The organism is Halomonas sp. JS92-SW72, from assembly GCF_003547075.1.
GTDB classification, from domain to species: domain Bacteria; phylum Pseudomonadota; class Gammaproteobacteria; order Pseudomonadales; family Halomonadaceae; genus Halomonas; species Halomonas alkalicola.
Window position 1 is genome coordinate 3,234,857 of sequence record NZ_CP032147.1, and the last position, 24,821, is coordinate 3,259,677.

General features: G+C 69.0%; 20 protein-coding genes. 10 read left to right on the forward strand and 10 right to left on the reverse strand.

Features of this window, described 5'->3' with window-relative positions:
* Positions 1–8: 8 nt before the first annotated feature.
* Together lptG and lptF are read right to left on the reverse strand one after the other, a co-directional pair.
* Positions 9–1,073, reverse strand: coding sequence for an LPS export ABC transporter permease LptG (gene lptG / locus D1793_RS15200; RefSeq protein ID WP_119022897.1), 1,065 nt, complete (start codon positions 1,071–1,073; stop codon positions 9–11).
* The gene (gene lptF, locus D1793_RS15205) at positions 1,070–2,152 is read right to left on the reverse strand and encodes an LPS export ABC transporter permease LptF (RefSeq protein ID WP_119022898.1); all 1,083 of its coding nucleotides are present in this window, start codon (positions 2,150–2,152) and stop codon (positions 1,070–1,072) included. Before lptF ends, lptG begins: the two co-directional genes overlap by 4 nt.
* 150 nt (positions 2,153–2,302) lie before the next feature.
* Between lptF and D1793_RS15210 the strand changes: the two genes are divergently transcribed.
* From D1793_RS15210 to D1793_RS15230, 5 genes are all read left to right on the forward strand, one after another.
* Positions 2,303–3,814: a leucyl aminopeptidase gene (locus D1793_RS15210; protein WP_119022899.1), complete on the forward strand. Its 1,512-nt coding sequence runs from the start codon at positions 2,303–2,305 to the stop codon at positions 3,812–3,814.
* A 165-nt stretch (positions 3,815–3,979) separates the two neighbouring features.
* Positions 3,980–5,080, forward strand: a complete 1,101-nt coding sequence (locus tag D1793_RS15215; protein ID WP_119022900.1) for a branched-chain amino acid aminotransferase — start codon at positions 3,980–3,982, stop codon at positions 5,078–5,080.
* 3 nt (positions 5,081–5,083) lie between these two features.
* The gene (locus D1793_RS15220; RefSeq protein ID WP_119022901.1) at positions 5,084–5,539 is read left to right on the forward strand and encodes a DNA polymerase III subunit chi; all 456 of its coding nucleotides are present in this window, start codon (positions 5,084–5,086) and stop codon (positions 5,537–5,539) included.
* A gap of 171 nt (positions 5,540–5,710) precedes the next feature.
* Positions 5,711–8,557 carry a valine--tRNA ligase gene (locus tag D1793_RS15225; protein ID WP_119022902.1) on the forward strand — a complete coding sequence of 949 codons (2,847 nt, stop codon included), beginning with the start codon at positions 5,711–5,713 and terminating at the stop codon, positions 8,555–8,557.
* Between the two features lie 181 nt (positions 8,558–8,738).
* On the forward strand, positions 8,739–9,476 hold the full coding sequence (locus D1793_RS15230; protein ID WP_240407687.1) for a phosphatase PAP2 family protein: 738 nt from the start codon (positions 8,739–8,741) through the stop codon (positions 9,474–9,476).
* A 184-nt stretch (positions 9,477–9,660) separates the two neighbouring features.
* Here D1793_RS15230 and D1793_RS15235 read toward each other — a convergent pair whose 3' ends face one another.
* From D1793_RS15235 to D1793_RS15245, 3 genes are read right to left on the reverse strand one after another with little or no spacing between them, the layout of a single operon-like run.
* Positions 9,661–10,101, reverse strand: a complete 441-nt coding sequence (locus D1793_RS15235; protein WP_119023714.1) for an META domain-containing protein — start codon at positions 10,099–10,101, stop codon at positions 9,661–9,663.
* Between the two features lie 41 nt (positions 10,102–10,142).
* Positions 10,143–10,583 (reverse strand): lactoylglutathione lyase, encoded by a 441-nt coding sequence (gene gloA / locus D1793_RS15240; protein ID WP_119022904.1) that lies wholly within the window; start codon positions 10,581–10,583, stop codon positions 10,143–10,145.
* Between the two features lie 21 nt (positions 10,584–10,604).
* Positions 10,605–11,054 (reverse strand): DUF411 domain-containing protein, encoded by a 450-nt coding sequence (locus D1793_RS15245; protein ID WP_119022905.1) that lies wholly within the window; start codon positions 11,052–11,054, stop codon positions 10,605–10,607.
* Between the two features lie 101 nt (positions 11,055–11,155).
* On the opposite strand from D1793_RS15245, the gene D1793_RS15250 reads away from it, so the two are divergent.
* Together D1793_RS15250 and D1793_RS15255 are read left to right on the forward strand one after the other, a co-directional pair.
* On the forward strand, positions 11,156–11,692 hold the full coding sequence (locus D1793_RS15250) for a DNA-3-methyladenine glycosylase I (RefSeq protein WP_119022906.1): 537 nt from the start codon (positions 11,156–11,158) through the stop codon (positions 11,690–11,692).
* A 61-nt stretch (positions 11,693–11,753) separates the two neighbouring features.
* On the forward strand, positions 11,754–12,821 hold the full coding sequence (locus D1793_RS15255; RefSeq protein ID WP_119022907.1) for a metal-dependent hydrolase: 1,068 nt from the start codon (positions 11,754–11,756) through the stop codon (positions 12,819–12,821).
* A 96-nt stretch (positions 12,822–12,917) separates the two neighbouring features.
* Here D1793_RS15255 and D1793_RS15260 read toward each other — a convergent pair whose 3' ends face one another.
* From D1793_RS15260 to metE, 3 genes are all read right to left on the reverse strand, one after another.
* Positions 12,918–13,526 (reverse strand): NAD(P)H-dependent oxidoreductase, encoded by a 609-nt coding sequence (locus D1793_RS15260; protein ID WP_119022908.1) that lies wholly within the window; start codon positions 13,524–13,526, stop codon positions 12,918–12,920.
* Positions 13,527–13,700: 174 nt separating this feature from the next.
* A complete protein-coding gene (locus D1793_RS15265) occupies positions 13,701–14,411 on the reverse strand; it encodes an MliC family protein (protein WP_119022909.1) in 711 nt (236 codons plus the stop codon).
* A gap of 95 nt (positions 14,412–14,506) precedes the next feature.
* On the reverse strand, positions 14,507–16,804 hold the full coding sequence (gene metE / locus D1793_RS15270) for a 5-methyltetrahydropteroyltriglutamate--homocysteine S-methyltransferase (RefSeq protein WP_119022910.1): 2,298 nt from the start codon (positions 16,802–16,804) through the stop codon (positions 14,507–14,509).
* Between the two features lie 104 nt (positions 16,805–16,908).
* Between metE and D1793_RS15275 the strand changes: the two genes are divergently transcribed.
* Complete coding sequence (locus tag D1793_RS15275) at positions 16,909–17,823, forward strand: LysR family transcriptional regulator (RefSeq protein WP_110070204.1); 915 nt, start codon at positions 16,909–16,911, stop codon at positions 17,821–17,823.
* Positions 17,824–17,836: 13 nt separating this feature from the next.
* Here D1793_RS15275 and D1793_RS15280 read toward each other — a convergent pair whose 3' ends face one another.
* Positions 17,837–19,438 carry an ATP-binding protein gene (locus tag D1793_RS15280; protein ID WP_119022911.1) on the reverse strand — a complete coding sequence of 534 codons (1,602 nt, stop codon included), beginning with the start codon at positions 19,436–19,438 and terminating at the stop codon, positions 17,837–17,839.
* Between the two features lie 3 nt (positions 19,439–19,441).
* The gene (locus D1793_RS15285; protein WP_110070206.1) at positions 19,442–20,155 is read right to left on the reverse strand and encodes a winged helix-turn-helix domain-containing protein; all 714 of its coding nucleotides are present in this window, start codon (positions 20,153–20,155) and stop codon (positions 19,442–19,444) included.
* 338 nt (positions 20,156–20,493) lie between these two features.
* Between D1793_RS15285 and D1793_RS15290 the strand changes: the two genes are divergently transcribed.
* Together D1793_RS15290 and D1793_RS15295 are read left to right on the forward strand one after the other, a co-directional pair.
* A complete protein-coding gene (locus D1793_RS15290) occupies positions 20,494–23,394 on the forward strand; it encodes a ribonucleoside-diphosphate reductase subunit alpha (RefSeq protein WP_119022912.1) in 2,901 nt (966 codons plus the stop codon).
* Between the two features lie 85 nt (positions 23,395–23,479).
* A complete protein-coding gene (locus D1793_RS15295; protein ID WP_119022913.1) occupies positions 23,480–24,730 on the forward strand; it encodes a ribonucleotide-diphosphate reductase subunit beta in 1,251 nt (416 codons plus the stop codon).
* Positions 24,731–24,821 lie beyond the last annotated feature (91 nt).

Genomic DNA, 24,821 nt, shown 5'->3' on the forward strand with positions numbered 1-24,821 from the left:
TTCCTTGCTCAGGCGGTGCGCCGCAGCAGGTAGAGGCCCACGGCGGCACAGATCAGGGTGGGCGCCAGCACTGCCCAGGCGGGCGAGAAGCCGAACACCATGGAGGCCGGCGCCAGCAGGTCCTGCAGGTACTTGAAGACCAGGCCGGTGACCACCCCGTAGAAGACTCGGGTACCCGCCGCCACGGTGCGCAGCGGGCCGAACACGAAGGAGGCGGCCACCAGCACCAGGGAGCCCATGGTCAAGGGCATCAGCATCTTCTGCCAGAAGTGCAGCAGCGGCTGGGTGGCCGCCTGCCCCTGGGCCTGCAGGTAGCGGGCATAGGCCCAGAGCTCGCTGGGCGCCTGGCTGTTGATGGGGCGCAGCAGGCGGTTGAGCTGCTCCGGCGTGAGGCTGGTCTCCCAGGGCAGCACCGCGTGGTGCTCCGCCTCGGTGTGCTCGTCATGGAAGCGGGTGACCTCCACCTCCTCCAGCCGCCAGCTGCCGTCGCGCCAGGCGGCGCGCTCGGCGCTGGCGGCCTCCACCAGGCGCTCCCCCTCGAAGCGGTAGCGGGTCAGGTCGAGCACGGTGTCATCGGCGCGGATGGCGCCGAAGCGGTAGAAGCTGTCGCCCTCGCGCTGCCAGCCGCCGCGCTCGGTGACCACGGCGCCGGCCCCCTGGATGCGCTCCAGGCGCCAGGCATTGGCGAACTGCTCGGTGCGCGGCGCCACGTACTCGGCGACCAGCAGCACGGCGACGATCACCAGGATGATCGGCTTCATCGCCCCCCACAGGATGCGGGTCAGCGAGCGCCCGGCGGCGCGCATCACGGTGAGCTCGTTGCTCGAGGCCATGCTGCCCAGCCCGATCAGCGCGCCGATCAGCACCCCCACCGGCGCGTACTGGTAGAAGCGCCAGGGCAGGCGCATCCCCAGGTAGAGCAGCACCTGGAAGGCGCCATAGTCGCCCTCCACGTCGTCCAGGTCGTTGATGTAGGTGATCACCAGGTCCAGGCCCAGCAGCACCACCTGCACCACGATGATGGCCCCCAGCACGTTGCGCGCCAGGTATCGGTCGAAGCGATCGGCAATCATCCGCTCATCCCCTTGCGTTGGGCGCGCATCATCATCACCAGGCCCAGGGCCAGGAAGGCGCCGTGGATCGGCCACATGCCCACCACGGCCGGCAGGGCGCCGCGGCCGATGGCATCCAGCGCCGCCAGCAGCAGGCTCAGGTAGGCCACGTGCAGGAAGATCGCCGGCAGCAGCTTGGCGAAGCGCCCCTGGCGCGGATTGACCCGGGAGAGCGGCATCGCCAGCAGGGTCAGGATGAAGACCATCAGCGGCAGCCCCAGGCGCCACTGCAGCTGGGCCTGGGCGCGGGTCGAGTCGTCGCCGAACAGCGCCGCGGTGGTGGCGTACTCGGGGGCGTCGAGCTCGCGCATGTCGTCGGCCTGGGAGAGGCGCACCGCGTAGGTGTCGAACTCGAGACGTTCCGCCTCGAAGCGCCCCGGATCGACGCTGTAGCGCTCGCCATCGGCCAGCACCAGGAAGCGGCTGCCGGTCTCGGGATCGAGGGTCTGGTAGCCCCCCTCCGCGCGAGTCACCGCCGTCTCCGGGGTGCCGTCCCGGCGCCGCTGGCGCTCGCTGATGAAGACGCCACGCATCTCGCTGCCGTCGGCGCTGAGGCCCTCCATGTAGGCGGTGCGGCCGCTGCCGAACTCCTGGAAGCGCCCCGGCGCCAGGGCCGAGAAGTCGATGCGGCTGCGCTGCTCCTCGAGCATCACGGCGTTGTGCAGGGCGCCGGCCGGGGTCAGCCACAGGCTGCACAGCCCCACCAGGATCGCCACCAGGGTGGCCGGCACCAGGCTCACCTTGAGCAGCTTGTTGGGGCTGGTGCCACAGGCCACCAGCACGGTGATCTCGCTGTTGAGGTAGAGCTGGCCGTAGGCGAGCAGGATGCCCAGAAAGAAGGCCAGCGGCAGGATCAGCTCGAGGAAGCCCGGCAGGTGGAACAGCATCAGGGTGCCGAGGATGCTCGCCGGGATGTCCCCCTCGGCGGCGTCGGCGAAGTAGCGGATGAAGCGACTGCCCATGATCACCAGCAGCAGCACGCCGGCGACGGCGGCCATGGTCAGCAGGATCTCGCGGGTCAGATAACGGAAGATGATCATGCGGCGTCTGCCATGCAATGGGGCCATGCCTTGGGTACACTGGGACGGCACGGCGACGTGCCGGCATTATCCAGAATCCCCCAGCAGTTGTAACCCTAGCGCTTGCAACCCCCGACGCCTGCAACCAACACGCTTGTCTGTGGAGACGCCATGGAATTTCCTGTCAAGACGGGTAACCCCGCCAAGGTCGAGACCGCCTGCCTCGTCATCCCGGTGTATCAGGAGGGCGAGCTCCTGCCCGCCGCCGCACGCCTCGACGACGCCAGCGAGAAGCTGATCGGCCAGCTCATCGAGCGCGGCGACTTCGACGCCAAGCTGGGCCGTGTGCAGATGATCCCCTTCGCCCCGGGCCTGTGTGCCGAGCGCCTGCTGCTGGTGGGCCTGGGCAAGCGCGACAAGTGCCAGGAGGCCGCCTTCCGCAAGGCCCTGGACGCCGCCTTCACGGCGCTGGCCGAGCTGCCGGTGGACGACTGCGCCGTGGCCTTCACCGACGTGCCGCTGGCCGAGCGCGGCGCCGACTGGAAGGCGCGCATGGTGGCCGAGGCGACCCATCGCGCCCTCTATCGCTTCGATGAGTTCAAGTCGGAGAAGGCGCCCACCTCGCGCCTCGCCCAGGTGACCCTGCTGGTCAGCGAGGACGGCGAGGCCGGCGCCGCCCGCGAGGGCGCGCGCATCGGTGACGCCGTGGGCCAGGGCGTGAGCTTCACCCGTACCCTGGGCAATCTGCCGGGCAACGTCTGCACCCCGAGCTACCTGGCCGAGCAGGCCGAGGCGCTGGGCAAGGCCTCCGGCGGCGCGCTTGCCGTGGAGATCCTCGACGAGGAGGCCCTGGAGGCGCTGGGCGCCCACAGCCTGCTCTCCGTGGGCCGCGGCAGCGAGCAGCCCTCGCGGCTGATCGTGATGAAGTACCAGGGCGCCGAGAATCCCGAGGAGGCCCCTCACGTGCTGGTGGGCAAGGGCATCACCTTCGACACCGGCGGCATCTCGCTCAAGCCCGGCGAGGCCATGGACGAGATGAAGTTCGACATGTGCGGCGCAGCCAGCGTCTTCGGCACCGTCAAGGCCGTCCTCGGCATCCGCCCGAAGGTTAACCTGGTGGCCATCGTCGCCGCCGCCGAGAACATGCCCGACGGCCGCGCCACCAAGCCCGGCGACATCATCAAGACCCTGAAGGGCCTCTCCGTGGAGGTGCTCAACACCGACGCCGAGGGCCGCCTGGTGCTGTGCGACGCCCTCACCTACGCCGAGCGCTTCGAGCCGGCCAGCGTCGTCGACATCGCCACCCTCACCGGCGCCTGCATCATCGCCCTCGGCCACCACGCCACCGGCCTGCTCTCCAACGATGACGACCTGGCCCTCGACCTGCTCGACGCCGGCGAGGCGGCCTGGGACCGCGCCTGGCACCTGCCGCTGTGGGACGAGTACCAGGAGCAGCTCGACTCCAACTTCGCCGACCTGGCCAACATCGGCGGCCGCCCGGCGGGCACCATCACCGCCGCCTGCTTCCTCTCGCGCTTCGCCGACAAGTTCCCCTGGGCGCACCTGGACATCGCCGGCACCGCCTGGACCTCCGGCAAGCAGAAGGGCGCCAGCGGCCGTCCCGTGGGCCTGCTGACCCAGTACCTGCTGGATCGCGAAAGCGACGCCATCGTGGAAACCTGAGTGGAAACCAAGGTGGAATAGCGGCGCGGGCTTGCGTTTTTTCCGCGTCGCCTTTCTCATGTGGGACTGACGATAAATCCACGACCCGGGCCGGCTCTCGCCGGCCCGAGCTTCCAGTATCACCCCGGGGCTGGCACGCCCCGGGCGTAGCGGAGACCCCTTGCCGTGTCGACTGCCAGCTTCGAACTGCTTCCCAACGCCACCCCCACCGCCGACACCATCCGGGCAGGGATCCTCGAGAACCCCGGCTTCGGTGGCTATTTCACCGACCACATGGCCCACGTCCGCTGGACCCTGGATGCCGGCTGGCACGGCCGCGAGGTACGCCCCTACGGGCCGCTGACCCTGGACCCCGCCGCCGCCGTGCTGCACTACGGCCAGGAGATCTTCGAGGGCATCAAGGCCTACCGCCACGCCGACGGCTCGGTGTGGACCTTCCGCCCGGAGAAGAACGCCGAACGCTTCCGCCGCAGCGCCCGTCGCCTGGCCCTGCCGGAGCTCTCCGACGAGGACTTCATCGGCTCGCTCAAGGCGCTGCTGGCCCAGGACCACGGCTGGGTGCCGACGCCGAACAGCGAGGCCGACGAGTGCAGCCTCTACCTGCGCCCCTTCATGATCGCCAGCGAAAGCTTCCTCGGCGTGCGCCCGGCCCATGAGGTGGACTACTACGTGATCGCCTCGCCGGCCGCCGCCTACTTCAAGGGCGGCGTCGAGCCGGTCTCCATCTGGCTCTCCAGCCACTACAAGCGCGCCGCCCCCGGCGGCACCGGCTTCGCCAAGTGCGGCGGCAACTACGCCGCCTCCCTGGCTGCCCAGAAGGAGGCCAGCGCCCACGGCTGCAGCCAGGTGGCCTTCCTGGATGCCGTCGAGAACAAGTGGATCGAGGAGCTGGGCGGCATGAACCTGTTCTTCGTCTTCAAGGACGGCCGCATCGCCACCCCGCGCCTGACCGACACCATCCTCGAGGGCGTGACCCGCGACTCGGTGCTGACCCTGGCCCGCGACGAGGGCCTCACCCCCGAGGAGCGCCCGATCAGCATCGATGAGTGGCGCGAGGCGGCCGCCTCCGGCGAGCTGACCGAGGTGTTCGCCTGCGGTACCGCGGCGGTCATCACCCCGGTGGGCGAGCTGGTCACCGAGGAGGGCACCATCCGGCTGAAGGCCGACAGCGGCAACCCCATCGCCAAGCGCCTGCGCAGCAAGCTGCTCGACCTGCAGTACGGCCGCGCCGAGGATACTCACGGCTGGCTGACGCGGCTGGTGTAAGGGGTGACCCAGGTCGACTTCTACGTCCTCCCCGACACCACACTGGAGGCGCGTCTCGACTTCGCCTGCCGGCTGGCCGAGACCATCCAGCGCAAGGGCTATCGGCTGCACTTGCACGCCGAGGACGAGGCCATGGCCCGGGCGCTCGACGACCGGCTCTGGACCTTCCGCCCCGACGCCTACGTGCCTCATGTTCTGCTGGGCACGGAGGCGGCGGCGGCCGACCTGGATGAGCGGGTGCCGGTGACCATCGGCTGGGCCACCCCGCCCTCCCCCGACCTGGCCGTCCAGGCGCTGCTCAACCTCGCCCCGGACATTCCGGAGTGGTTCTCGCGCTTCGAGCGGGTCGCCGAGATCATCAACCAGCACCAGGACGTGCTCACCGCCAAGCGCGAGTGCTGGCAGACCTACAAGAAGCGCGGCTACCCGGTAAAGGCCCACCAGCTGCGCGGAGGATAGTGGCTCCACCCTCGCCGGGAGGGCGCCGCCGGGTCAGCCCCCCTCGAGATGCCCGGCCAGTCCGGCTGACGCCGAGTGCCTCCCCGGGCTATAATCAGCCCCATTTTCGTCGCCCTCTCCAGCCGTCCGACCCCCGGGTCGGCGGTGCTCATTTCTGGACCCGGAACGCCCATGGACAAGACCTACCAACCCGAGCAGATCGAATCCCGCTGGTACGAGCGCTGGGAGGCCGATGGCCGCTTCGCCCCCTCCGGCGAGGGCGAGCCCTACTCCATCATGATCCCGCCGCCCAACGTCACCGGCAGCCTGCACATGGGCCACGCCTTCCAGGACACCATCATGGACACCCTGATCCGCTGGCGGCGGATGCAGGGCCGCAACACCCTGTGGCAGGTGGGTACCGACCACGCCGGCATCGCGACGCAGATGCTGGTGGAGCGCAAGATCGCCGCCGAGGAGGGCAAGAGCCGCCACGATCTCGGCCGCGACGCCTTCATCGACAAGGTGTGGGAGTGGAAGCACGAGTCCGGCGGCCATATCACCCGCCAGCTGCGCCGCATGGGGGCCAGCGTCGACTGGTCCCGCGAGCGCTTCACCATGGACGACGGCTTCTACAAGGCGGTGCAGGAGGTCTTCGTGCGCCTCCACAAGGAGGGGCTGATCTACCGCGGCAAGCGCCTGGTCAACTGGGACCCGACCCTGCACACCGCCATCTCGGATCTCGAGGTGGAGAACCGCGACCAGCAGGGCCAGTTCTGGCACTTCCGCTATCCGCTGGCCGACGGCGTCAGCACCGACGCGGGCCTCGACTACCTGGTGGTCGCCACCACCCGTCCGGAGACCCTGCTGGGCGACACCGGCGTGGCGGTCAACCCGGAGGATCCCCGCTACGCCTCCCTGGTCGGCAAGTTCGTGACGCTGCCGCTGGTCGGGCGCCGGATCCCCATCGTTGCCGATGAGCATGCCGACATGGAGAAGGGCTCCGGCTGCGTGAAGATCACCCCGGCCCACGACTTCAACGACTACGAGGTGGGCCGCCGCCACGGGCTGCCGCTGATCAACGTCTTCACCCAGGACGCTGCGATCCTGCCCGAGGCCGAGGCCTTCGATATCCAGGGCCGGCCGCTGCCCGACATCGACCCGAGCCTGCCCGAGGCCTACGCCGGTCTGGACCGCTTCGAGGCGCGCAAGCGGATCGTCGCCGACATGGAGGCCGCGGGGCTGCTCGAGCAGATCGAGACCGTCAGCAACACCCTGCCCTATGGCGACCGCTCCGGTGACGTCATCGAGCCGCTGCTCACGGATCAGTGGTTCGTCGCCGTGGAGAGCCTCGCCAAGCCCGCCCTCGAGGCCGTCGAGAAGGGCGACATCCAGTTCGTGCCGAAGAACTACGAGAACATGTACTTCGCCTGGATGCGCGACCTGCAGGACTGGTGCATCTCCCGCCAGCTGTGGTGGGGCCACCGCATTCCCGCCTGGTACGACGTGGACGGCAACGTCTATGTCGCCCGCAGCGAAGCCGAGGCCCGAGAGGAGAACGGCCTGGCCGCCGACGTCGTCCTGACCCAGGACGAGGACGTGCTGGACACCTGGTTCAGCTCGGGCCTGTGGACCTTCGGCACCCTGGGCTGGCCGCAGCAGACCCCTGAGCTCAAGACCTTCCATCCCTCGAGCGTCCTGGTCACCGGCTTCGACATCATCTTCTTCTGGGTCGCACGGATGATCATGCTGACCCTGAAGTTCACCGGCGAGGTGCCCTTCAAGCAAGTCTACGTCCACGGGCTGGTGCGCGATGGCCAGGGCCAGAAGATGTCCAAGTCCAAGGGCAACGTGCTCGACCCCATCGACCTGATCGACGGCATCGCGCTGGATACGCTGGTGGAGAAGCGTACCGGCAACATGATGCAGCCCCAGAAGGCCAAGGCGATCGAGAAGGCCACCCGCGGCGAGTTCCCGGAGGGCATCGAGCCCCACGGCACCGATGCGCTGCGCTTCACCTTCCTCTCCCAGGCGACGACCGGGCGCGACATCAAGTTCGACATGGGCCGCCTGGACGGCTACCGCAACTTCTGCAACAAGCTGTGGAACGCCTCGCGCTATGTGCTGATGAACGCCGAGGGCGAGGATTGCGGGGCGGCCGGTGGCGACGTCGAGCTCTCGCTGGCCGACCGCTGGATCCTCTCGCGGCTGCAGCAGACCGCGGCCCAGGTGACAAGGGCGATGGAGGAGTTCCGCTTCGACCACGCCTCCCAGGCGCTCTACGAGTTCGTCTGGAACGAGTACTGCGACTGGTACCTGGAGCTCTCCAAGCCGGTGCTGTGGGACGAGGCCGCAAGCCCGGAAGCCAAGCGCGGCACCCGCCGCACCCTGGTGCGGGTGCTGGAGACGATCCTCCGCCTGGCCCACCCGATGATGCCCTACATCAGCGAGGAGATCTGGCAGCGCGTGGCCCCGCTGGCCGGCACCCGCCAGGGCGAGGGCGACTCCATCATGGCCCAGCCCTGGCCCACCGCCGATGACGCGCTGCTCGACGACCAGGCGACCCGCGACATCGAGTGGCTGAAGGGCGTGATCGTGGCGGTGCGCAACATCCGCGCCGAGATGAACATCGCCCCGGGCAAGCCGCTGGAGGTGCTGCTCACCAAGGGCGGCGCCGCCGACCGCGAGCGCCTCGAGGCCAACCGCCGCTTCCTGGCCAAGCTGGCCAAGCTCGAGAGCGTCACCTGGCTCGACGACCCGGCCGCGGCACCGCTCTCGGCCACCCAGCTGGTGGGCGAGATGGAGGTGCTGGTGCCCATGGCCGACCTGATCGACAAGGACGCGGAGCTCGCGCGCCTGGCCCGCGAGATCGAGAAGCAGGAGAAGCTGATCGGCGGCATCGAGAAGAAGCTCGGCAACGAGGGCTTCGTGGCCAAGGCCCCGGAAGCGGTGGTGGAGAAGGAGCGCGCCAAGCTGGCCGAGTTCCAGGCCGCCCATCGCCTGCTGGTGGAGCAGCGCGACAAGATCGCCGCGCTCTGATCCCACTCGCCTCTGGCACGCAGCGGCCCGCCATCGGCGGGCCGCTGTCGTTTCGGCCGACAAGATCGCCTGCCGGGATTGACCTGGCACAGGGCGGTGACAGAGATATTAAGAAACGCTGTTCTGTCAAAAACCCTTCGCCTAGAATGGGCCGGAACATACACCGACCCGCGACTTCATGATGCCACAGACTCCCCCCGACCTCGCCATCGGGCGCCTGCTGCTGTTCAACCTGCTGGGCGCGCTGCTGATCTTCACCTGGCTCTCGCCGGACCTGCTGTTCTGGACCGAGATCGACGACGCCGTCTTCTTTACCACCAACGGCTGGCTCACCGAGGAGAACGGCGCCTGGGTGTGGCTGGTGGCGGCCACCAACGCGCGGCTCTTCGACGTGGTGAGCCTGCTGGTGCTGCTGGCCATCTACCTGTGGGCCATCTCCCGGGACCCGGTGCGCGAGCAGCGCATGCTGCGCTGGGGCGGCATCGGCATCACCATGCTGCTGGTGGCGGTGTTCATGGCCCAGGGCGTGCGCATGGTGATCGACTACAGCCACCCGAGCCCCACCCTGGTCTACCAGGAGGTCAACCTGATCACCGAGATGGTCGACTTCTCCACCAAGGACAGCTCCGGTGCGAGCTTTCCCGGCGACCACGGCGTCAACCTCTTCCTGTTCGCCGCCTTCATGTGGCGCTTCGCCGGACTCAGGGTGATGCTGGTGAGCCTGGTGGCCGCGGTGATCCTGAGCGCCCCGCGCATCCTGAGCGGTGCCCACTGGTTCAGCGACGTCTACTTCGGCGCCATCGCCATCAACCTGATCATCGCGCCCTGGTTCCTGCTCACGCCGGTCGGACCGGCCATGGCCCGCGGCCTCACCGCGGGCATGGCCAGGGTCCAGGCGCTGCTGCCGGGAAGAAGGTAAACCAGGTCATTGCTCCTGGCAGGATCGCTCGAGGCTGACCCGTCGACAGGGCTACGAGGAGGCGCTGTGAATACCTCCCTGTACGCTACCGACGCCATCCCTGGCGTAGGACCTCCTCTTCGCCCTGTCCCCGGCGCCTCTCGCTCCGATGCGCCCACAAAGCGCAGCTCAGCCTTGAATAAGATCAGTTGGCCTTGCGCCAGCCGCCGAGCACTCGCTGATCGGGGCCGAAGAAGACCAGCCGGTCATGGTCGATCAGGTAGCGGTAGGCGGTCTCCAGCATCCCCTTCACCCGCGCCGCGTCCTCGCCCTGGGGGCAGGCGCGCCGGGTGGTGGCCAGCTGCGAGAACTCGATGCGCTGATTCTCGCCGAGATTGGCCCGTCCCATCAGCTGGTTGCAGCCGTCGCTGCCGCTGACGCGGCCGTTCTCGTCGATGCGGAACCAGGCGGGCTCGGGCAGGGAGAGCCGCTCGTCGGTGCCCACCAGCAGCAGGTTCCAGCGCTGTTCCACCACCGGCCCCGAGAGGCTCACCTCGCGCTCCGGCGGTGCCTCGGGGCGCCCGCCACAGGCCGCCAGCAGGGCAGCGGCGGCCATCACCAGGCCCAGGCGGGCCACAACTGTCATCTTCATGGGTCGTCGTTCTTCCTTGTCGCGTGGCCGGCCGCCTACCAGCTGCCGGTGTTGTCCATGGAGGCCCAGGGCTCCCGGGCGGGGAGCGGATCACCCTTCTGCAGCAGCTCCACCGAGATGCCGTCGGGGCTTCTCACGAAGGCCATGTGGCCGTCCCGGGGCGGGCGGTTGATGGTCACGCCGTTGGCCTGGAGCTTCTCGCACAGGGCATAGATGTCGTCGACCCGATAGGCCAGGTGACCGAAGTTGCGCCCGCCGGTGTACTCCTCGGGGTCCCAGTTGTAGGTGAGCTCGAGCTCCGGGGCCTTGAGTTCGGCGGAGCGCGCCTCGTCCTCGGGGGCGGCCAGGAAGACCAGGGTGAAGCGCCCCTTGTCGTTCTCCTTGCGGCGCACCTCCTTGAGGCCCAGCAGGTCGCAGTAGAAGCGCAGCGAGGCATCGAGGTCGCTGACGCGCACCATGGTGTGCAGGTACTGCATAGCCAACTCCTTGTCAGGGGATCAGTGAGTATACTCGTTGAAGATCTCCGGCGTACGGTCGTCACGGTGCCAGCCCAGCACCCGGTAGTCGTCATAGCGGCCGGTCTCCATGCCCGGCGAGCCGTGGGGCATCCCCGGCACCGCCAGGCCCGCCATGTCGGGGCGCTCCTCCAGCAGGCGGTGGATGTCCGCCGCCGGCACGTGGCCCTCGATCACGTAGCCATCGACCATGGCGGTATGGCAGGAGGCGAGCTCAGGCGTGAGGCCCTGTTCGATCTTGATGGCGCGCATCTCGCGGGTCTTGTGGCGCTCCACCGTGAAGCCCTCGGCCTCCAGATGGTCGGCCCAGGCGCCGCAGCAGCCACAGTTGGGGTCCTGGTACATCTCGACCACAGGGCGCTCGGCCCAGGCGGGGGCGGCCAGCAGTGCCAGCAGGGCACCGGCGGCCAGGGGGCGAAGGGTTCTCTTCATCGCAGGATCTCCGCGGTGTAGGGTGATGGGACGATTGTCGGCATCGACGAGGCCCTTGCCAAGGGCCTGGATCAAGTCAGCGCGCCACGGGGAGCCCCAGCATGAGCCACTACTGTGACCTGGCCCCGGGCCATCCGTTTCACGGCCCCTACCATGACCACGAATATGGCTTCCCGGTGGCCGACGACGAGGCCCTCTTCGAGCGCCTAGCCCTGGAGATCAACCAGGCGGGGCTCTCCTGGCTCACCGTACTGAAGAAGCGCACCGCCTTCCGGGCGGCCTTCGAGGGCTTCGCCATCGACCGGGTGGCCGCCTATGGCGAGGCCGAGCGGGCCCGGCTGCTGGCCGACGCCGGCATCATCCGCAACCGCCTGAAGGTCGAGGCCGTGATCCATAATGCCGGCGTGGTCCAGGCCCTGCGCGATGAGCACGGCAGCTTCGCCGCCTGGCTCGACCACCACCACCCGCTCTCCCATGCGGAGTGGGTCCGGCTCTTCAAGCGCACCTTCCGCTTCACCGGGCCGGAGATCACCGGCGAGTTTCTGATGAGCACCGGCTACCTCCCCGGCGCCCACCGCGACGACTGCCCGGTGCAGGCACGCATCCTCGCCGCCGGGCCCCGCTGGGCGGAGGCGTAAGGGAACCCGGCCCCCGCCCGTGGCATCATAGCCGGGCACCCTCAGCGAGGAACGCCTCCCGATGGACTCGATTACCCAGGCTGCCCTGGGCGCCGCCGTGGGCGGTGCCGTGCTCGGCCGCCGACTGGGCCGCAAGGCGGTGCTGATCGGCGCCGTGCTCGGCACCCTCCCCGATCTCGACGTGATGATCGACTACGGCGATGCGGTGGCCAATGTCACCGAGCACCGCGGCTTCTCCCACTCGCTCTTCGTGCTCACCGGCCTCGGCACCCTGCTGGCCCTGCTCACCTCGCGCCTGAAAGCGGCCCGGAACATTCCCCTCGGGCACTGGTGGCTCTTCTACGTACTCTGCCTGACCACTCATCCCCTGCTCGACGCCCTCACCACCTACGGCACCCAGCTATGGTGGCCCATGGACGTGCGACCCGCGGCTTACCCCATCGTCTTCATCATCGACCCGCTCTACACCCTGCCGCTGCTGGTGGGCATCGGCGTGGCGCTCGCCACCGGCAACGGGCGGCGCGGACCGGCCTGGGGGCTGGCGCTCTCTTCCGCCTACCTGGTGTTCGCCTTCGGCGCCAAGCAGCTGGTGGAGCATCGCCTGGAACCGGTGCTGGCCGAGCGGGGGCTTGCCGAGGCCCCACGCCTGGTCCAGCCCACCCCCTTCAACACCCTGCTGTGGCGCGTCACGGTGGTGGATGGCGACGAGCATCACGAGCTGCTGGTGGGGGTGCTGGATGGAGACACACCGCCGCTGGTGGAGACCTACCGCCGCGGGGCCGACCTGGAGGCGGTGGCACTCGACAGCCCGCGTGGCCAGCGGCTGGACTGGTTCGCCGGCCCTTTCCTGCGCTACGAGACCCGCGAGCTCGACGGCCGCGAGACCCTGGTGGTGACCGATCTGCGGCTGGGCTTCCCCGGCTTTCACCCCTTCGCCTTCACCCTGGCCACCCGCGAAAGCGACGGCTGGCAGCCGGTGGCGACCTCCGAACAGCTCGAGCCACCCTCCCGCGGCAATCGCGAGGCCCTCACCCGGCTGGCCGGCCGCATCCTGACACCCGAGACAGCCCTCTGCACCAGCGACTTCGTCGCCGCCGGCTGGGCGTTGGAGACCCCGGAAGCCTGCTGAGGCAGGCAGACGCCACAACGCAGCGGGGCGGCCATTGGCCGCCCCGCTGCGTTCGGGTGTGCGCGCTATCGAGCGCAGCGCCGGAAGAGCGCCGCCTTACAGACGCTCCACCAGGCCGTCGATGGCCTGACGGGCCTCCTTGAGCGCCGCATCACGCTTGCCCTTGCCCATGTTGAGCCCTTCGGCGAAGACGCTATCCACCTCCTTGATGCCGATCATGCCGAGCATCAGCTTGAGGTGCGGGGTCTGGGTATCCATCTCGGTGCCGGCGTACTGGCCACCGCGGGCCGCCAGGATCACCGCACGCTTGCCCTCCACCAGGCCCTGGGGACCGTTCTCGGTGTAGCGGAAGGTCACTCCGGCGCGCATCACGCGGTCGAACCAGGCCTTGAGCTGGCTCGGGATGCCGAAGTTGTACATCGGTACCGCCAGTACCACCACGTCATGGGCCTTGAGCTCCTCGATCAGCGAGTCGGAGCGGGCAGCCAGCGCGCGCTGCTCGGCGCTGCGCTCCTCCTCGGCGACCTGCCAGCTGCCGAGCTCGGCCAGGTTGAGGTGGGGCAGCTCGCTGGCCACCAGGTCGCGATGGGTCACCTCGACGCCGTCGCGGCTCTTAGCCTGGGCGATGAAGTGCTCGGCCAGGGCCTTGGACTGGCCGTTCTCGCCGAGGATGGAAGCGGTAATCACGAGGGTACGAGTGGTCATGGCGACCTCCTAGAAGTCAGACATCAGGATGATGGTCACCATGATAGATGCATTTTTTGCCATAAAAAGCGCAAAAATCCGCACCCTCCGTTCGATAAAATCGATGAGACCAAGATCAAATCGCCGGGGCTTGGCGAAAAGGCGTCGAGGGCACACAGTTTTCGCCAGCCCCGGTCAGGGAGCGATGCCCTGGCCGCAGCCCCGATACTGCTGCCCGTCCACGGTCAGGGTGACCCGCGCCGGGAAGGGCTCGCCGCTCATGTCGTCCAGGCAGGCGCCGGCCTCGATGCGCAGCTCGAAGGGGGTATCGCCGCGGCCGCTCTGCAGGATCACCCGCCCCGCGCCGTTGTCCAGGGTGGTCACCCGATAGGGCAGCGTCTGCTCCCGGGTACCGTAATCCAGGCTCAGGGTCGCCTCGGGCCGGTCGTGGGCCAGGTGCACCATCCAGCCCGGCTCGTTGCCGCGCCCCTGGAACATCACCCCGGGCCGCTGCTGCCGGGTCAGGGCCTGGCGCTGCACGTAGGCCTGGCACTCGAGCCGCCCCCGGGGCGTCTCCACCACCGCCTCGGAGCCCTTGTTCCAGAAGCTGACGTCGCCCTGCTCGTAGCGGGCGCCGCTGGCCACCACGGCGGGCGCAAGCCGCCAGGCGCCGTGAGCCGACCACAGCCGCAGCTCGCTTTCCGCCCCCTCCGGGACGGCGGTGACCAGGGCCTGGTCGGGGGTGCAGCGCCAGGCGGTGAAGCTCTCGGCGCCACCGGGGAAGAGCACCGAGGGCAGCAGCGGGGCGTGATGACCGGAGGTGATCGGCGCCGGCGCCGGGGCGGTGGCACAGCCCCCCAACAGCAGGGCCGCCCCGAGGGCGGCGGGAACGAGCAGGCGGGACATGGCATCTCCTTGCGAGGGTTACGATTCCTTGACCCGCCGAGCATAGCAGCCGCCGGGGCCGGCGGCCGCTCCCGCTGGCTCAACGCTGGAGGCGCCTAGCCGAAGCGCCGGCGCAGCTGGCGCGCCGCCTCCACCATGTTGGCCAGGGCCGGCTCCACCTCCTCCCAGCGGCGGGTCTTGAGGCCGCAGTCGGGGTTGACCCACAGACGCTCCAGCGGGATGCGCTCGGCGGCCTTCTCCATCAGCGCCACCATCCACGCCACGTCCGGCACATTGGGCGAGTGGATGTCGTAGACGCCGGGGCCGATCTCGTTGGGATAGGCGAAGTCCTGGAAGGCGTCGAGCAGCACCATGTTCGAGCGTGAGGTCTCGATGGTAATGACGTCGGCATCCAGAGCGGCAATCGACTCGATGATGTCGTTGAACTCCGAATAGCACATGTGGGTGTGGATCTGGGTCTCGTCGCGCACCCCGGCCGCAGTCAGCCGGAAGCCATCCACCGCCCAGGCCAGATAGCCCGGCCACTCGCTCCGGCGCAGCGGCAGCCCCTCGCGCAGCGCCGGCTCGTCGATCTGGATGGCGCGGATGCCGGCCGCCTCCAGGTCCCGGACCTCGTCGCGCAGGGCCAGGGCGATCTGGCGGCAGGTGGTCTCGCGGGGCTGGTCGTCGCGCACGAAGGCCCACTGCAGCATGGTGACGGGGCCGGTCAGCATCCCCTTCATGGGCCGGTCGGTGAGCGACTGGGCGTACCGGCTCCAGCGCACCGTCATCGGGCCCGGGCGGCTGACGTCACCCACGATCACCGGTGGCTTCACGCAGCGCGAACCGTAGCTCTGCACCCAGCCGAAGCGGGTGAAGGCGTAGCCATCGAACTGCTCGCCGAAGTACTCCACCATGTCGTTGCGTTCCGGCTCGCCGTGCACCGGCATGTCGAGGCCGAGCGCCTCCTGACGCGCCACGGCGTAGGCGATCTCCTCCTCCATGCGCGCCTCGTAGGCCTCCCGGGCGAGCTCACCGGCCCTGAAGGCGCGGCGCGCGGCGCGGATGGCGTCGGTCTGCGGGAAGGAGCCGATGGTGGTGGTGGGGAAGAGCGGCAGCTCCAGCGCCCGGCGCTGGGCGAGGGCGCGCTGCGGATAGGGGCTCGCGCGCTCGAGGTCTGCCGGCTCGATACCCGCCAGCCGGTCGGCCACCTCGGGGCGGTGGATGCGCGGCGAGTCGCGCCTGGCCTGCAGGGCGAGGGTGGCGGCCTCCAGTCGCTCGCGGTCGGCCTCGGTGGCGCGGCCATCGAGCAGGCGCGCCAGGGTCACCGTCTCGTCGAGCTTCTGGCGGGCAAAGGCCAGCCAGCTTCTGAGCTCGGGGTCGAGCTCGGTCTCGCGCGCAAGGTCCACCGGCACATGCAGCAGCGAGCAGGAGGGGGCGATCCACAGCCGCCTGCCGAGGCGGATGCGCGCCTGGGCCAGACGTTCGCGCAGCAGCGCCAGGTCGGCGCGCCAGACGTTGCGCCCATCGATGGCGCCCACCGAGAGCACCTTGTAGGCGGGCAGCCGGTCGAGCACCGCCGCCAGCTGCTCGGGGGCACGCACCGCATCGATATGCAGCCCCGCCACCGGCAGGCCGAGAGCGAGGCCGAGGTTATCGCCCAGGCCGCCGAAGTAGCTGGCCAGCAGCAGCTTCACCGGGGCCCGGCCCAGCACGCTGTAGGCGGCCTCATAGGCCTGCTGCCACTCACGGGGCAGGTCCTGCACCAGCGCCGGCTCCTCGAGCTGCACCCACTCCACGCCCAGGTCAGCAAGGCGCACCAGCAGCTCGCCATAGACCGGCAGCAGGGACTCGAGCAGGCTCAGGCGGTCGAGCCCCTCGTCGCGGGCCTTGCCCAGCCACAGCCAGGTCAGGGGGCCGAGCAGGGTCACCTTCACCGCATGGCCCAGCGCCTGGGCCTCGGCCACCTGCTCGAAGAGGCGGGAGCTGGCCAGCCGGAAGGACTGGCCGGCGTGGAGCTCGGGCACCAGGTAGTGATAGTTGGTATCGAAGTACTTGGTCATCTCGCAGGCGGCGGCGGGCTCGCCGCTGGGCGCCCGGCCGCGGGCCATGCGGAAGGCGGTGTCCAGCGACACCTCGCCGGCCGCCAGCTCGGCCTCGGCGCCGAAGCGTGCCGGCACCGCCCCCAGGGTCACGGAGAGGTCCAGGACCTGGTCGTAGAAGGCGAAGTCACCCACCGTGACCAGGTCGAGCCCCGCCTCGCGCTGCTCGGCCCAGTGCCGGGCGCGCAGCTCGCGCCCTGCCCGCTCCAGCCCCTCGCGATCGAGCTCGCCCTGCCAGTAGGCCTCCACCGCACGCTTGAGTTCGCGATCGGCGCCGATGCGCGGATAACCGATAACATGAGAGATACTCATTGAAAAACCCTCCATGGATGAATAATCCAGCAGAGTCTGGCTGGCCACGCAGGGTGAATCAAACTAAACTTCCTAATCTTGAAAATGAAAATGGCTCACTCGGCATGCTCGAACTGCGACACCTCCGCACCCTGGTCGCACTGCGCGACGCCGGCTCCCTCGTCGAGGCGGCCGAGCGGGTCCACCTGACCCAGTCTGCCCTCTCCCACCAGATCAAGGACCTCGAGGAGCGGCTCGACAATCCGCTGTTCGTGCGCAAGACCCGGCCGGTGGAGTTCACCCGCGCCGGCCAGCGGCTGCTGACCCTGGCCGAACAGGTGCTGCCGCTGGTGCGCATGGCCGAGCGCGACCTGGCGCGGCTGGCCGGCAACGAACAGGGCCGGCTGCACATGGCCATCGAGTGCCACAGCTGTTTCCAGTGGCTGATGCCCACCGTCGACCACTTCCGCGACCACTGGCCCGAGGTGGAGATCGACATCCCCGGCGGCCACCACTTCGACCCGCTGCCGGCCCTGGCCCGCGAGCAGCTCGACCTCGTGATCACCGCCGACCCCCAGCCGCTGGCCGGCATCCACTACGAGCCGCTGTTCCGCTACGAGGGGCTCTTGGCGGTGGCCCGCCAGCATCGCCTGGCCGGCAAGGCGTTCGTCAGCCCCCGGGAGCTGGCCGAGGAGACGCTGATCACCTATCCGGTGGAGCACGCGCGGCTGGATGTCTTCACCCAGTTCCTGGACCCGGCCGGGGTGCGCCCGAAGGAGCTGCGCACCGCCGAGCTGACCATCATGATGATGCAGCTGGTGGCCAGCGGCCGCGGGGTCTGCGCGCTGCCCAACTGGGCCCTGACCGAGTACCTGGAGCGCGACTACGTGAAGGCCGTGGCGCTGGGGGAGAAGGGCGTGTGGAGCACCCTGTTCGCGGCGATCCGCGAGGAGACCCGCCAGGCGCCCTGGATGGAGGACTTCCTGCGCACCGCCCGGGAGACCTCCTTCGCGGTGCTGGAGGGGATCAAGCCCGCCTAGCGGGCGCCGGCGGCTAGGGTCGCTGGGGCAGCAGCAGGGTGAAGCGGGCCCCGCCCAGGGCGGGGCTGGCGTCCACCCCCACGCTGCCGCCGTGCCAGGTCATCACCTTCTGCACGATGGAGAGCCCCAGCCCATAGCCGCCGGAGCTGCGGGTGCGGCTGTCGTCGAGCCGCGCGAAGGGCTTGAAGATCGCCTGGCGCTCGCCGACCGGCACCCCGGGGCCATCATCCTCCACGTCGATGCGCACCAGGCGGGGCTCCGCCTGCACCTGGATCACCACCCGACTGCGCGCATGGCGGCAGGCGTTGGCCACCAGGTTCTGCAGCGCCCGCTGCAGGTAGCGCGCCTCGGCCAGGGCCTCCACCTCGGGTCCCTCGGCGAGCACGATGGCCAGGTGGCCGTGCAGCGGGCTCAGCGCATCGATCACCCGCTCCGCCATGGCCCGGCAATCCACCAGGGTCGCCTCCATCTCGCGGCCCTTGACGGCGTCGCTGCCCAGGCGGGCATAGGTGAGGATCTCGTCGACCAGGCCGTCCAGCTCCTCGATGTCGCCATCGATCCCCTGCAGCTGGCGGCGAATCGCCGCATCGTCGGTCATGTCCTCGACCATCTGCACCGCGAAGCGGATGCGAGCCACCGGGGTGCGCAGCTCATGGGAGACCGCGCGGATCATGTCCTGCTGGGCGCGCAGCAGCGCCTGGACCTGGGCCGCCATGCCGTTGAAGGCCATGCCCAGCCGGCCGAGGAAGTCGCCACTCTCCACCTTGACCCGGGTGTCGAGCCGGCCGGCGGCGATGCGCGTGGCGGCCAGCTCCAGCCTTGCCATGCGCGCCTCGACGCCGCGCACGATCAGGTAGATGGTCGCCCCGAGCACCGCCAGGAGGATCAGCACCACCAGCAGCTGCAGCGATACCGGCACCGGGTCGAAGGCCTCCACCGGCCCGATGGCCAGCCAGTTGGCCTCGCCGCCGCCGGGCAGCGCCAGGTACATGGCCATGCCCCAGCGCCCGGGGAAGAGCCGGATCACCACCTCGCCATCGGCCAGGCGGCCAAGCTGGTAGGGGTCCAGCCCCGCCGGCGGCGTATCGCCGAGGTCGACCGGAACGCTGCCCGCAGCCACCCGGGAGAGCCGTGCGCGCCGCTCGGCGGGCGGGCTCTGTGCCAGCCATTCCGCCAGCAGCTCGGTGAAGCCGCGCAGCTGCTGCTCGCTGAGGCTGGCCAGGTCCACCTGCAGCAGGCGCTCGCCGTCGGGCAGCTGCTTCAGCAGGCGCCAGCCGCGCTCATCGCGCTCCTGCACCAGCACCTTGCCCCGTTCCAGGCGCAGGCGGGTGAAGTAGCCGAGGGAGGCGCCCCCGACGGGCAGCACGGAGGGGGTCAGGTCGAGGCGACGGGCCTGGGCCTCGAGCCAGCCGGCATGGGCATCGGCGGGCAGGGCCTCGAGGCGCTGGGCGAGCAGGCGCATGGGCACCTCGGCGAGCTGCTCGCGATGGTGCTCACGGCGCACCTGGTCGACCATGGCCACGCCCAGCAGGGCCAGGCCGAAGGTCAGCAGCAGGGCGAGCGCCAGCAGCACGTAGACGCGCAGGAAGGTGCTGTCGGCCAGGACCCGCCGCATGGCTCAGCTCTCCTTGACGAAGAGATAGCCCTTGCTGCGCACCGTCTTGATGCGATGCGGCTGGTTGGGGTCGTCACCGACCTTGGGCCGGATGCGTGACACCCGCACGTCGATGGAGCGGTCCTGGCCGTCGTACTTGATGCCGCGCAGCTGGGCGAAGATCTCCTCGCGGGTCAGCACCCGACCGGCGTTGCTGGCCAGCAGCCACAGCAGGTCGAACTCGGCGCTGGTGAGATCGATGCGCTCGCCGTCCAGCCACGCCTCGCGGGTGGCGCTGTCGATCTCCAGGTTGCCGAAGGTGAGCCGCGGCTCCGTCGCGGCCTCGGCGCTCTCGGCCCGGCGCAGCAGGGCGCGCATGCGCGCCAGCAGGACCCGGGGCTGAACGGGCTTCGGCACGTAGTCGTCGGCGCCCATCTCCAGGCCCAGCACCTGGTCCATGTCGTCGGTGCGCGCGGTCAGCATCAGGATCGGGCCCGGATAGTCGCCGCGCACGCGCCGACAGATCGACAGGCCGTCCTCGCCGGGCAGCATCAGATCGAGTATCACCAGGTCCGGCTGCAGCGCCAGGATCCGCTCCACGCCGCGAGCGCCGTCGGCCTCAAGCGTGACGCGGAAGCCGTTGGCCTGCAGGTAGTCGCGGGTCAGGTCGGCCAGGCGCTCATCATCCTCGATGATCAGCACATGATCCTGTTCCCGGGGGTCCAAGCTCTCGTCCATCCTCAAGTTCCATCCTGACTGGCAGGTGATCGGGGCAGCGGCGCCCAGGGGCATACCGCCATTGGCTAAAGGATACCCGAAATCCCCGGATACGCCTGCCTGTCGCCACTCGACGACGGCATAGCGCCCGGCGGGGGCCCACGGCTCCCCAGGAAGATCACAAGCCGTCCACAGGGTTATCCACTTGAAGCCTGCCGAAACACACACTATCTTGTGCCTCCATACGAGGCATAACACTACATCCTGTGAAAAGACCCTCTCCGCCGCGGTTCCTTCACAGACGCCCCCGAGCGTTTTTCATCACCGCCTCTCGTTCACCTGACAGGGACTCCATCGACATGTCATCCACGACCTCTCCGGACGCGCCGTCCGTCACCGTCACCGCCCCGCAGACCCTGCGCGTCATCAAGCGCACCGGCGACGTGGTGCCCTTCGATGCCGGCAAGATCGCCGTGGCCATGCGCAAGGCGTTCCTGGCCGTGGAGGGCGACAACGCCGACGCCTCCTCCCGGGTACGCGATCTCGTGCGTGACGCCAGCGAGGCCATCGCCCAGGCCTTCCTGCGCCGCATGCCCGACGGCGGCACCGTGCATATCGAGGACATCCAGGACCAGGTCGAGCTGGCGCTGATGCGTGCCGGCGAGCAGAAGGTGGCGCGCGCCTATGTGCTCTACCGGGAGGCCCACGCCCGGGCCCGCGCCGCCGCCGGCGGCGATATCCAGAAGCCTCACCCCACTCTCAACGTGACCCTGCTCGACGGCACCACCCGCCCGCTGGACCTGGGCCGGGTCGAGACCCTGGTGCAGGATGCCTGCGCGGGCCTCGACAGCGTCGAGCCCGGCCGCATCGTCGAGGACTCCCTGAAGAACCTCTACGACGGCGTCAGCGTCGATGGCGTCTCTCAGGCGCTGATGATGACCGCCCGCACCCTGGTGGAGAAGGAGCCCAACTACACGTACGTCACCGCCCGCCTGCTGCAGGACAACCTGCGCCGCGAGGCGCTCGCCTTCCTCGGCGTGGCGGATGAGGCCACCTATCAGGAGATGGCCGAGCTCTACCGGCCGGCCTTCGAGGCCTACGTGGCGAAGGGCATCGAGTTCGAGCAGCTCGACCCGCGCCTGGCCGAGTTCGACCTGGCGCGCCTGGGTGATGCGCTGGACCACACCCGCGACAACGCCTTCACCTACCTGGGCCTGCAGACCCTCTACGACCGCTACTTCATCCACCGCGATGACGTGCGCTACGAGCTGCCTCAGGTGATGTTCATGCGCGTGGCCATGGGCCTGGCGCTGAACGAGGGCGACCGCGAGGCGCGGGCCATCGAGTTCTACGAGCTGCTTTCCAGCTTCGACTACATGGCCTCGACCCCGACCCTGTTCAACGCCGGCACGGTGAGAAGCCAGCTCTCCAGCTGCTACCTCACCACCGTGCCCGACGAGCTCGACGGCATCTACAGCGCCATCCGCGACAACGCCCTGCTCTCCAAGTGGGCCGGCGGGCTCGGCAACGACTGGACCCCGGTGCGCGCCCTGGGCTCCTGGATCAAGGGGACCAACGGCAAGAGCCAGGGCGTGGTGCCCTTCCTCAAGGTGGTCAACGACACCGCGGTGGCGGTCAACCAGGGCGGCAAGCGCAAGGGCGCGGTCTGCGCCTACCTGGAGACCTGGCACCTGGACATCGAGGAGTTCCTGGAGCTGCGCAAGAACACCGGCGACGACCGCCGCCGCACCCACGACATGAACACCGCCAACTGGGTGCCGGACCTGTTCATGAAGCGGGTCTTCGACGACAAGGAGTGGACGCTCTTCTCGCCTTCCACCTGCCCGGATCTCCACGATCTCTATGGCGCCGCCTTCGAGACGCGCTACGAGGAGTACGAGGCGATGACCCGCACCGGCGAGCTCAAGCTCTTCAAGCGGGTGCGCGCCAAGGACCTGTGGCGCCGGATGCTCTCGATGCTGTTCGAGACCGGCCACCCCTGGATCACCTTCAAGGATCCCTGCAACCTGAGAAGCCCCCAGCAGCACGCCGGCGTGGTGCACTCCTCCAACCTGTGCACCGAAATCACCCTGAACACCTCGGTGGACGAGATCGCCGTGTGCAACCTGGGCTCGGTGAACCTGGCCCAGCACGTGGTCGACGGCGAGCTCGACGACGCCAAGCTGCGCAAGACCGTGAGGACCGCGGTGCGCATGCTCGATAACGTCATCGACATCAACTATTACGCGGTGCCCCAGGCGCGCAACTCCAACCTCAAGCACCGCCCGGTGGGGCTCGGCATCATGGGCTTCCAGGACGCCCTCTATGCCCTGGACATCGCCTACGCCAGCCAGGCTGCCGTCGCCTTCGCCGACCGCTCCATGGAGCTGGTGAGCTACCACGCCATCGAGGCCTCCTCGGATCTCGCCGCCGAGCGCGGCCGCTACGAGAGCTTCGAGGGCTCGCTGTGGAGCCAGGGCGTGCTGCCCATCGACTCCATCCAGAAGCTCAAGACCGAACGCGGCGAGAAGTACATCGAGCTCGACGAGAGCGCCACCCAGGCGTGGGGCGTCCTGCGCGACAAGATCGCCCAGCAGGGCATGCGCAACTCCAACGTGATGGCCATCGCCCCCACCGCGACCATCTCCAACATCTGCGGTGTGACCCAGTCGATCGAGCCGACCTACCAGAACCTCTACGTGAAATCGAACCTCTCCGGCGAGTTCACCGTGGTCAACGCCTACATGGTCAACGATCTCAAGGCGCGCGGGCTGTGGGACGAGGTGATGATCAACGACCTCAAGTACTACGACGGCTCGGCCCAGCCCATCGAGCGCATCCCGGCGGACCTCAAGGCCAAGTACGCCACCGCCTTCGAGGTGGAGCCGAAATGGCTGGTGGAAGCCGCGGCACGCCGCCAGAAGTGGATCGACCAGGCGCAGTCGCTGAACCTCTACATCAAGGGGGTCTCCGGCAAGAAGCTCGACGTGACCTACCGCATGGCCTGGTTCCGCGGCCTCAAGACTACCTACTACCTGCGCGCCCTGGGCGCCACCGCGGTGGAGAAGTCCACGGTGGAGCGCGGCAACCTCAACGCGGTGAGCAATGCCGCACCGGGCCAGCCACCGGCCGCCGACCCGGCACCGAAGGCTACCGAGCCCCGCGGCGTGGAGGACTTCCTGACCGGCAAGGCGGGCGCCGGCTCGCGTGCCCCCAGCGCCGCCGAGATCGATGAACTGGGCTGCGAGGCCTGCCAATAAGCGCCTAGCGCCTAGCGAGAGGGAAGGCCCCGCCTCCCTCTCGTCAACCCCGAATTCATCCGGAGTGTCACCGGGAGAGAGACAGATGCTGAACTGGGACGAGTTCCACGAAGACGAAAATGCCGTTGCCGAGGCGCCGAAGGCCGAACCCACCCCGGCCCCTGCCGCCAAGCCGCAGCCGGCGGCCGCCAAGCCCGAGAGCGTTGCCGAGAGCCGCGGCAACTATCAGGTGGCCGATGGCGACCGTCTGGCGCGCGCCCGCCAGTCCCTGGAGGCACTCGACGTGGCCGCCGGCCTCGAGGAGCTGGAGATGGGCGCGGCGCGCATCCAGGTCGACGACAAGCAGATGATCAACGCCCGCGCGGACCTGAACCAGCTGGTGCCGTTCAAGTACGAGTGGGCCTGGCAGAAGTACCTGGACGGCAGTGCCAACCACTGGATGCCCCAGGAAGTGAACATGAACGCCGACATCGCCCTGTGGAAGAGCCAGGACGGCCTGACCGCGGACGAGCGGCGCATCGTCGAGCGCAGCCTCGGCTACTTCTCCACCGCCGATTCGCTGGTGGCCAACAACCTGGTGCTGGCGCTCTACCGGCTGATCACCAACCCCGAGTGCCGCCAGTACCTGCTGCGCCAGGCATTCGAGGAGGCGATCCACACCCACGCCTACCAGTACTGCGTGGAGTCGCTGAGCATGGACGAGGGCGAGGTCTTCAACATGTACCGCGAGGTGCCCTCGGTGGCCGCCAAGTCCGCCTGGAGCCTCAAGCACACCCAGTCCCTGGCCCGTCCAGACTTCAACACCGGCACCCCGGAGACCGACCAGGAGCTGCTGCGCAACCTGGTGGCCTTCTACTGCGTCACCGAAGGCATCTTCTTCTATTGCGGCTTCAGCCAGATCCTCTCCATGGGTCGGCGCAACAAGATGACCGGCGTCGCCGAGCAGTTCCAGTACATCCTGCGCGACGAGTCCATGCACCTTAACTTCGGCGTGGACATGATCAACCAGATCAAGATCGAGAACCCGCACCTCTGGACCCCCGAGTTCCAGGACGAGGTGACCCAGATGATCCTCGAGGGCACCGAGCTCGAGATCGCCTACGCCCGGGACACCATGCCCCGCGGCGTGCTGGGCATGAACGCGGCGATCATGGAGGAGTACCTGCACTTCATCTGCAACCGTCGCCTGGCCCAGATCGGCCTCAAGGAGCAGTTCCCCGGCGCCCAGAACCCCTTCCCGTGGATGAGCGAGATCATCGACCTGCGCAAGGAGAAGAACTTCTTCGAGACCCGGGTCACCGAGTACCAGGTGGGCGGCGCGCTGAGCTGGGATTGAGCCCAACCCCCGGCGCTTCGGCACCGGCGAGATACCAGCGGCTTCTATCGCCGCCCCCAGCGGGGGCGGCGATCGTCGTTTCGGGCGGGCA

Bases quoted from the DNA above. Each gene is read 5' to 3' on its own strand.
- D1793_RS15230 (WP_240407687.1), top strand. From the start codon at position 8,739: ATGCCACAGACTCCCCCCGACCTCGCCATCGGGCGCCTGCTGCTGTTC.
- D1793_RS15250 (WP_119022906.1), top strand. From the start codon at position 11,156: ATGAGCCACTACTGTGACCTGGCCCCGGGCCATCCGTTTCACGGCCCC.
- D1793_RS15260 (WP_119022908.1), bottom strand. From the start codon at position 13,526: ATGACCACTCGTACCCTCGTGATTACCGCTTCCATCCTCGGCGAGAAC.
- D1793_RS15245 (WP_119022905.1), bottom strand. From the start codon at position 11,054: ATGAAGAGAACCCTTCGCCCCCTGGCCGCCGGTGCCCTGCTGGCACTG.
- D1793_RS15295 (WP_119022913.1), top strand. From the start codon at position 23,480: ATGCTGAACTGGGACGAGTTCCACGAAGACGAAAATGCCGTTGCCGAG.
- lptG (WP_119022897.1), bottom strand. From the start codon at position 1,073: ATGATTGCCGATCGCTTCGACCGATACCTGGCGCGCAACGTGCTGGGG.
- D1793_RS15225 (WP_119022902.1), top strand. From the start codon at position 5,711: ATGGACAAGACCTACCAACCCGAGCAGATCGAATCCCGCTGGTACGAG.
- D1793_RS15255 (WP_119022907.1), top strand. From the start codon at position 11,754: ATGGACTCGATTACCCAGGCTGCCCTGGGCGCCGCCGTGGGCGGTGCC.
- D1793_RS15285 (WP_110070206.1), bottom strand. From the start codon at position 20,155: ATGGACGAGAGCTTGGACCCCCGGGAACAGGATCATGTGCTGATCATC.
- metE (WP_119022910.1), bottom strand. From the start codon at position 16,804: ATGAGTATCTCTCATGTTATCGGTTATCCGCGCATCGGCGCCGATCGC.
- D1793_RS15275 (WP_110070204.1), top strand. From the start codon at position 16,909: ATGCTCGAACTGCGACACCTCCGCACCCTGGTCGCACTGCGCGACGCC.
- D1793_RS15210 (WP_119022899.1), top strand. From the start codon at position 2,303: ATGGAATTTCCTGTCAAGACGGGTAACCCCGCCAAGGTCGAGACCGCC.
- lptF (WP_119022898.1), bottom strand. From the start codon at position 2,152: ATGATCATCTTCCGTTATCTGACCCGCGAGATCCTGCTGACCATGGCC.
- D1793_RS15290 (WP_119022912.1), top strand. From the start codon at position 20,494: ATGTCATCCACGACCTCTCCGGACGCGCCGTCCGTCACCGTCACCGCC.
- D1793_RS15265 (WP_119022909.1), bottom strand. From the start codon at position 14,411: ATGTCCCGCCTGCTCGTTCCCGCCGCCCTCGGGGCGGCCCTGCTGTTG.
- D1793_RS15235 (WP_119023714.1), bottom strand. From the start codon at position 10,101: ATGACAGTTGTGGCCCGCCTGGGCCTGGTGATGGCCGCCGCTGCCCTG.
- D1793_RS15280 (WP_119022911.1), bottom strand. From the start codon at position 19,438: ATGCGGCGGGTCCTGGCCGACAGCACCTTCCTGCGCGTCTACGTGCTG.
- gloA (WP_119022904.1), bottom strand. From the start codon at position 10,583: ATGCAGTACCTGCACACCATGGTGCGCGTCAGCGACCTCGATGCCTCG.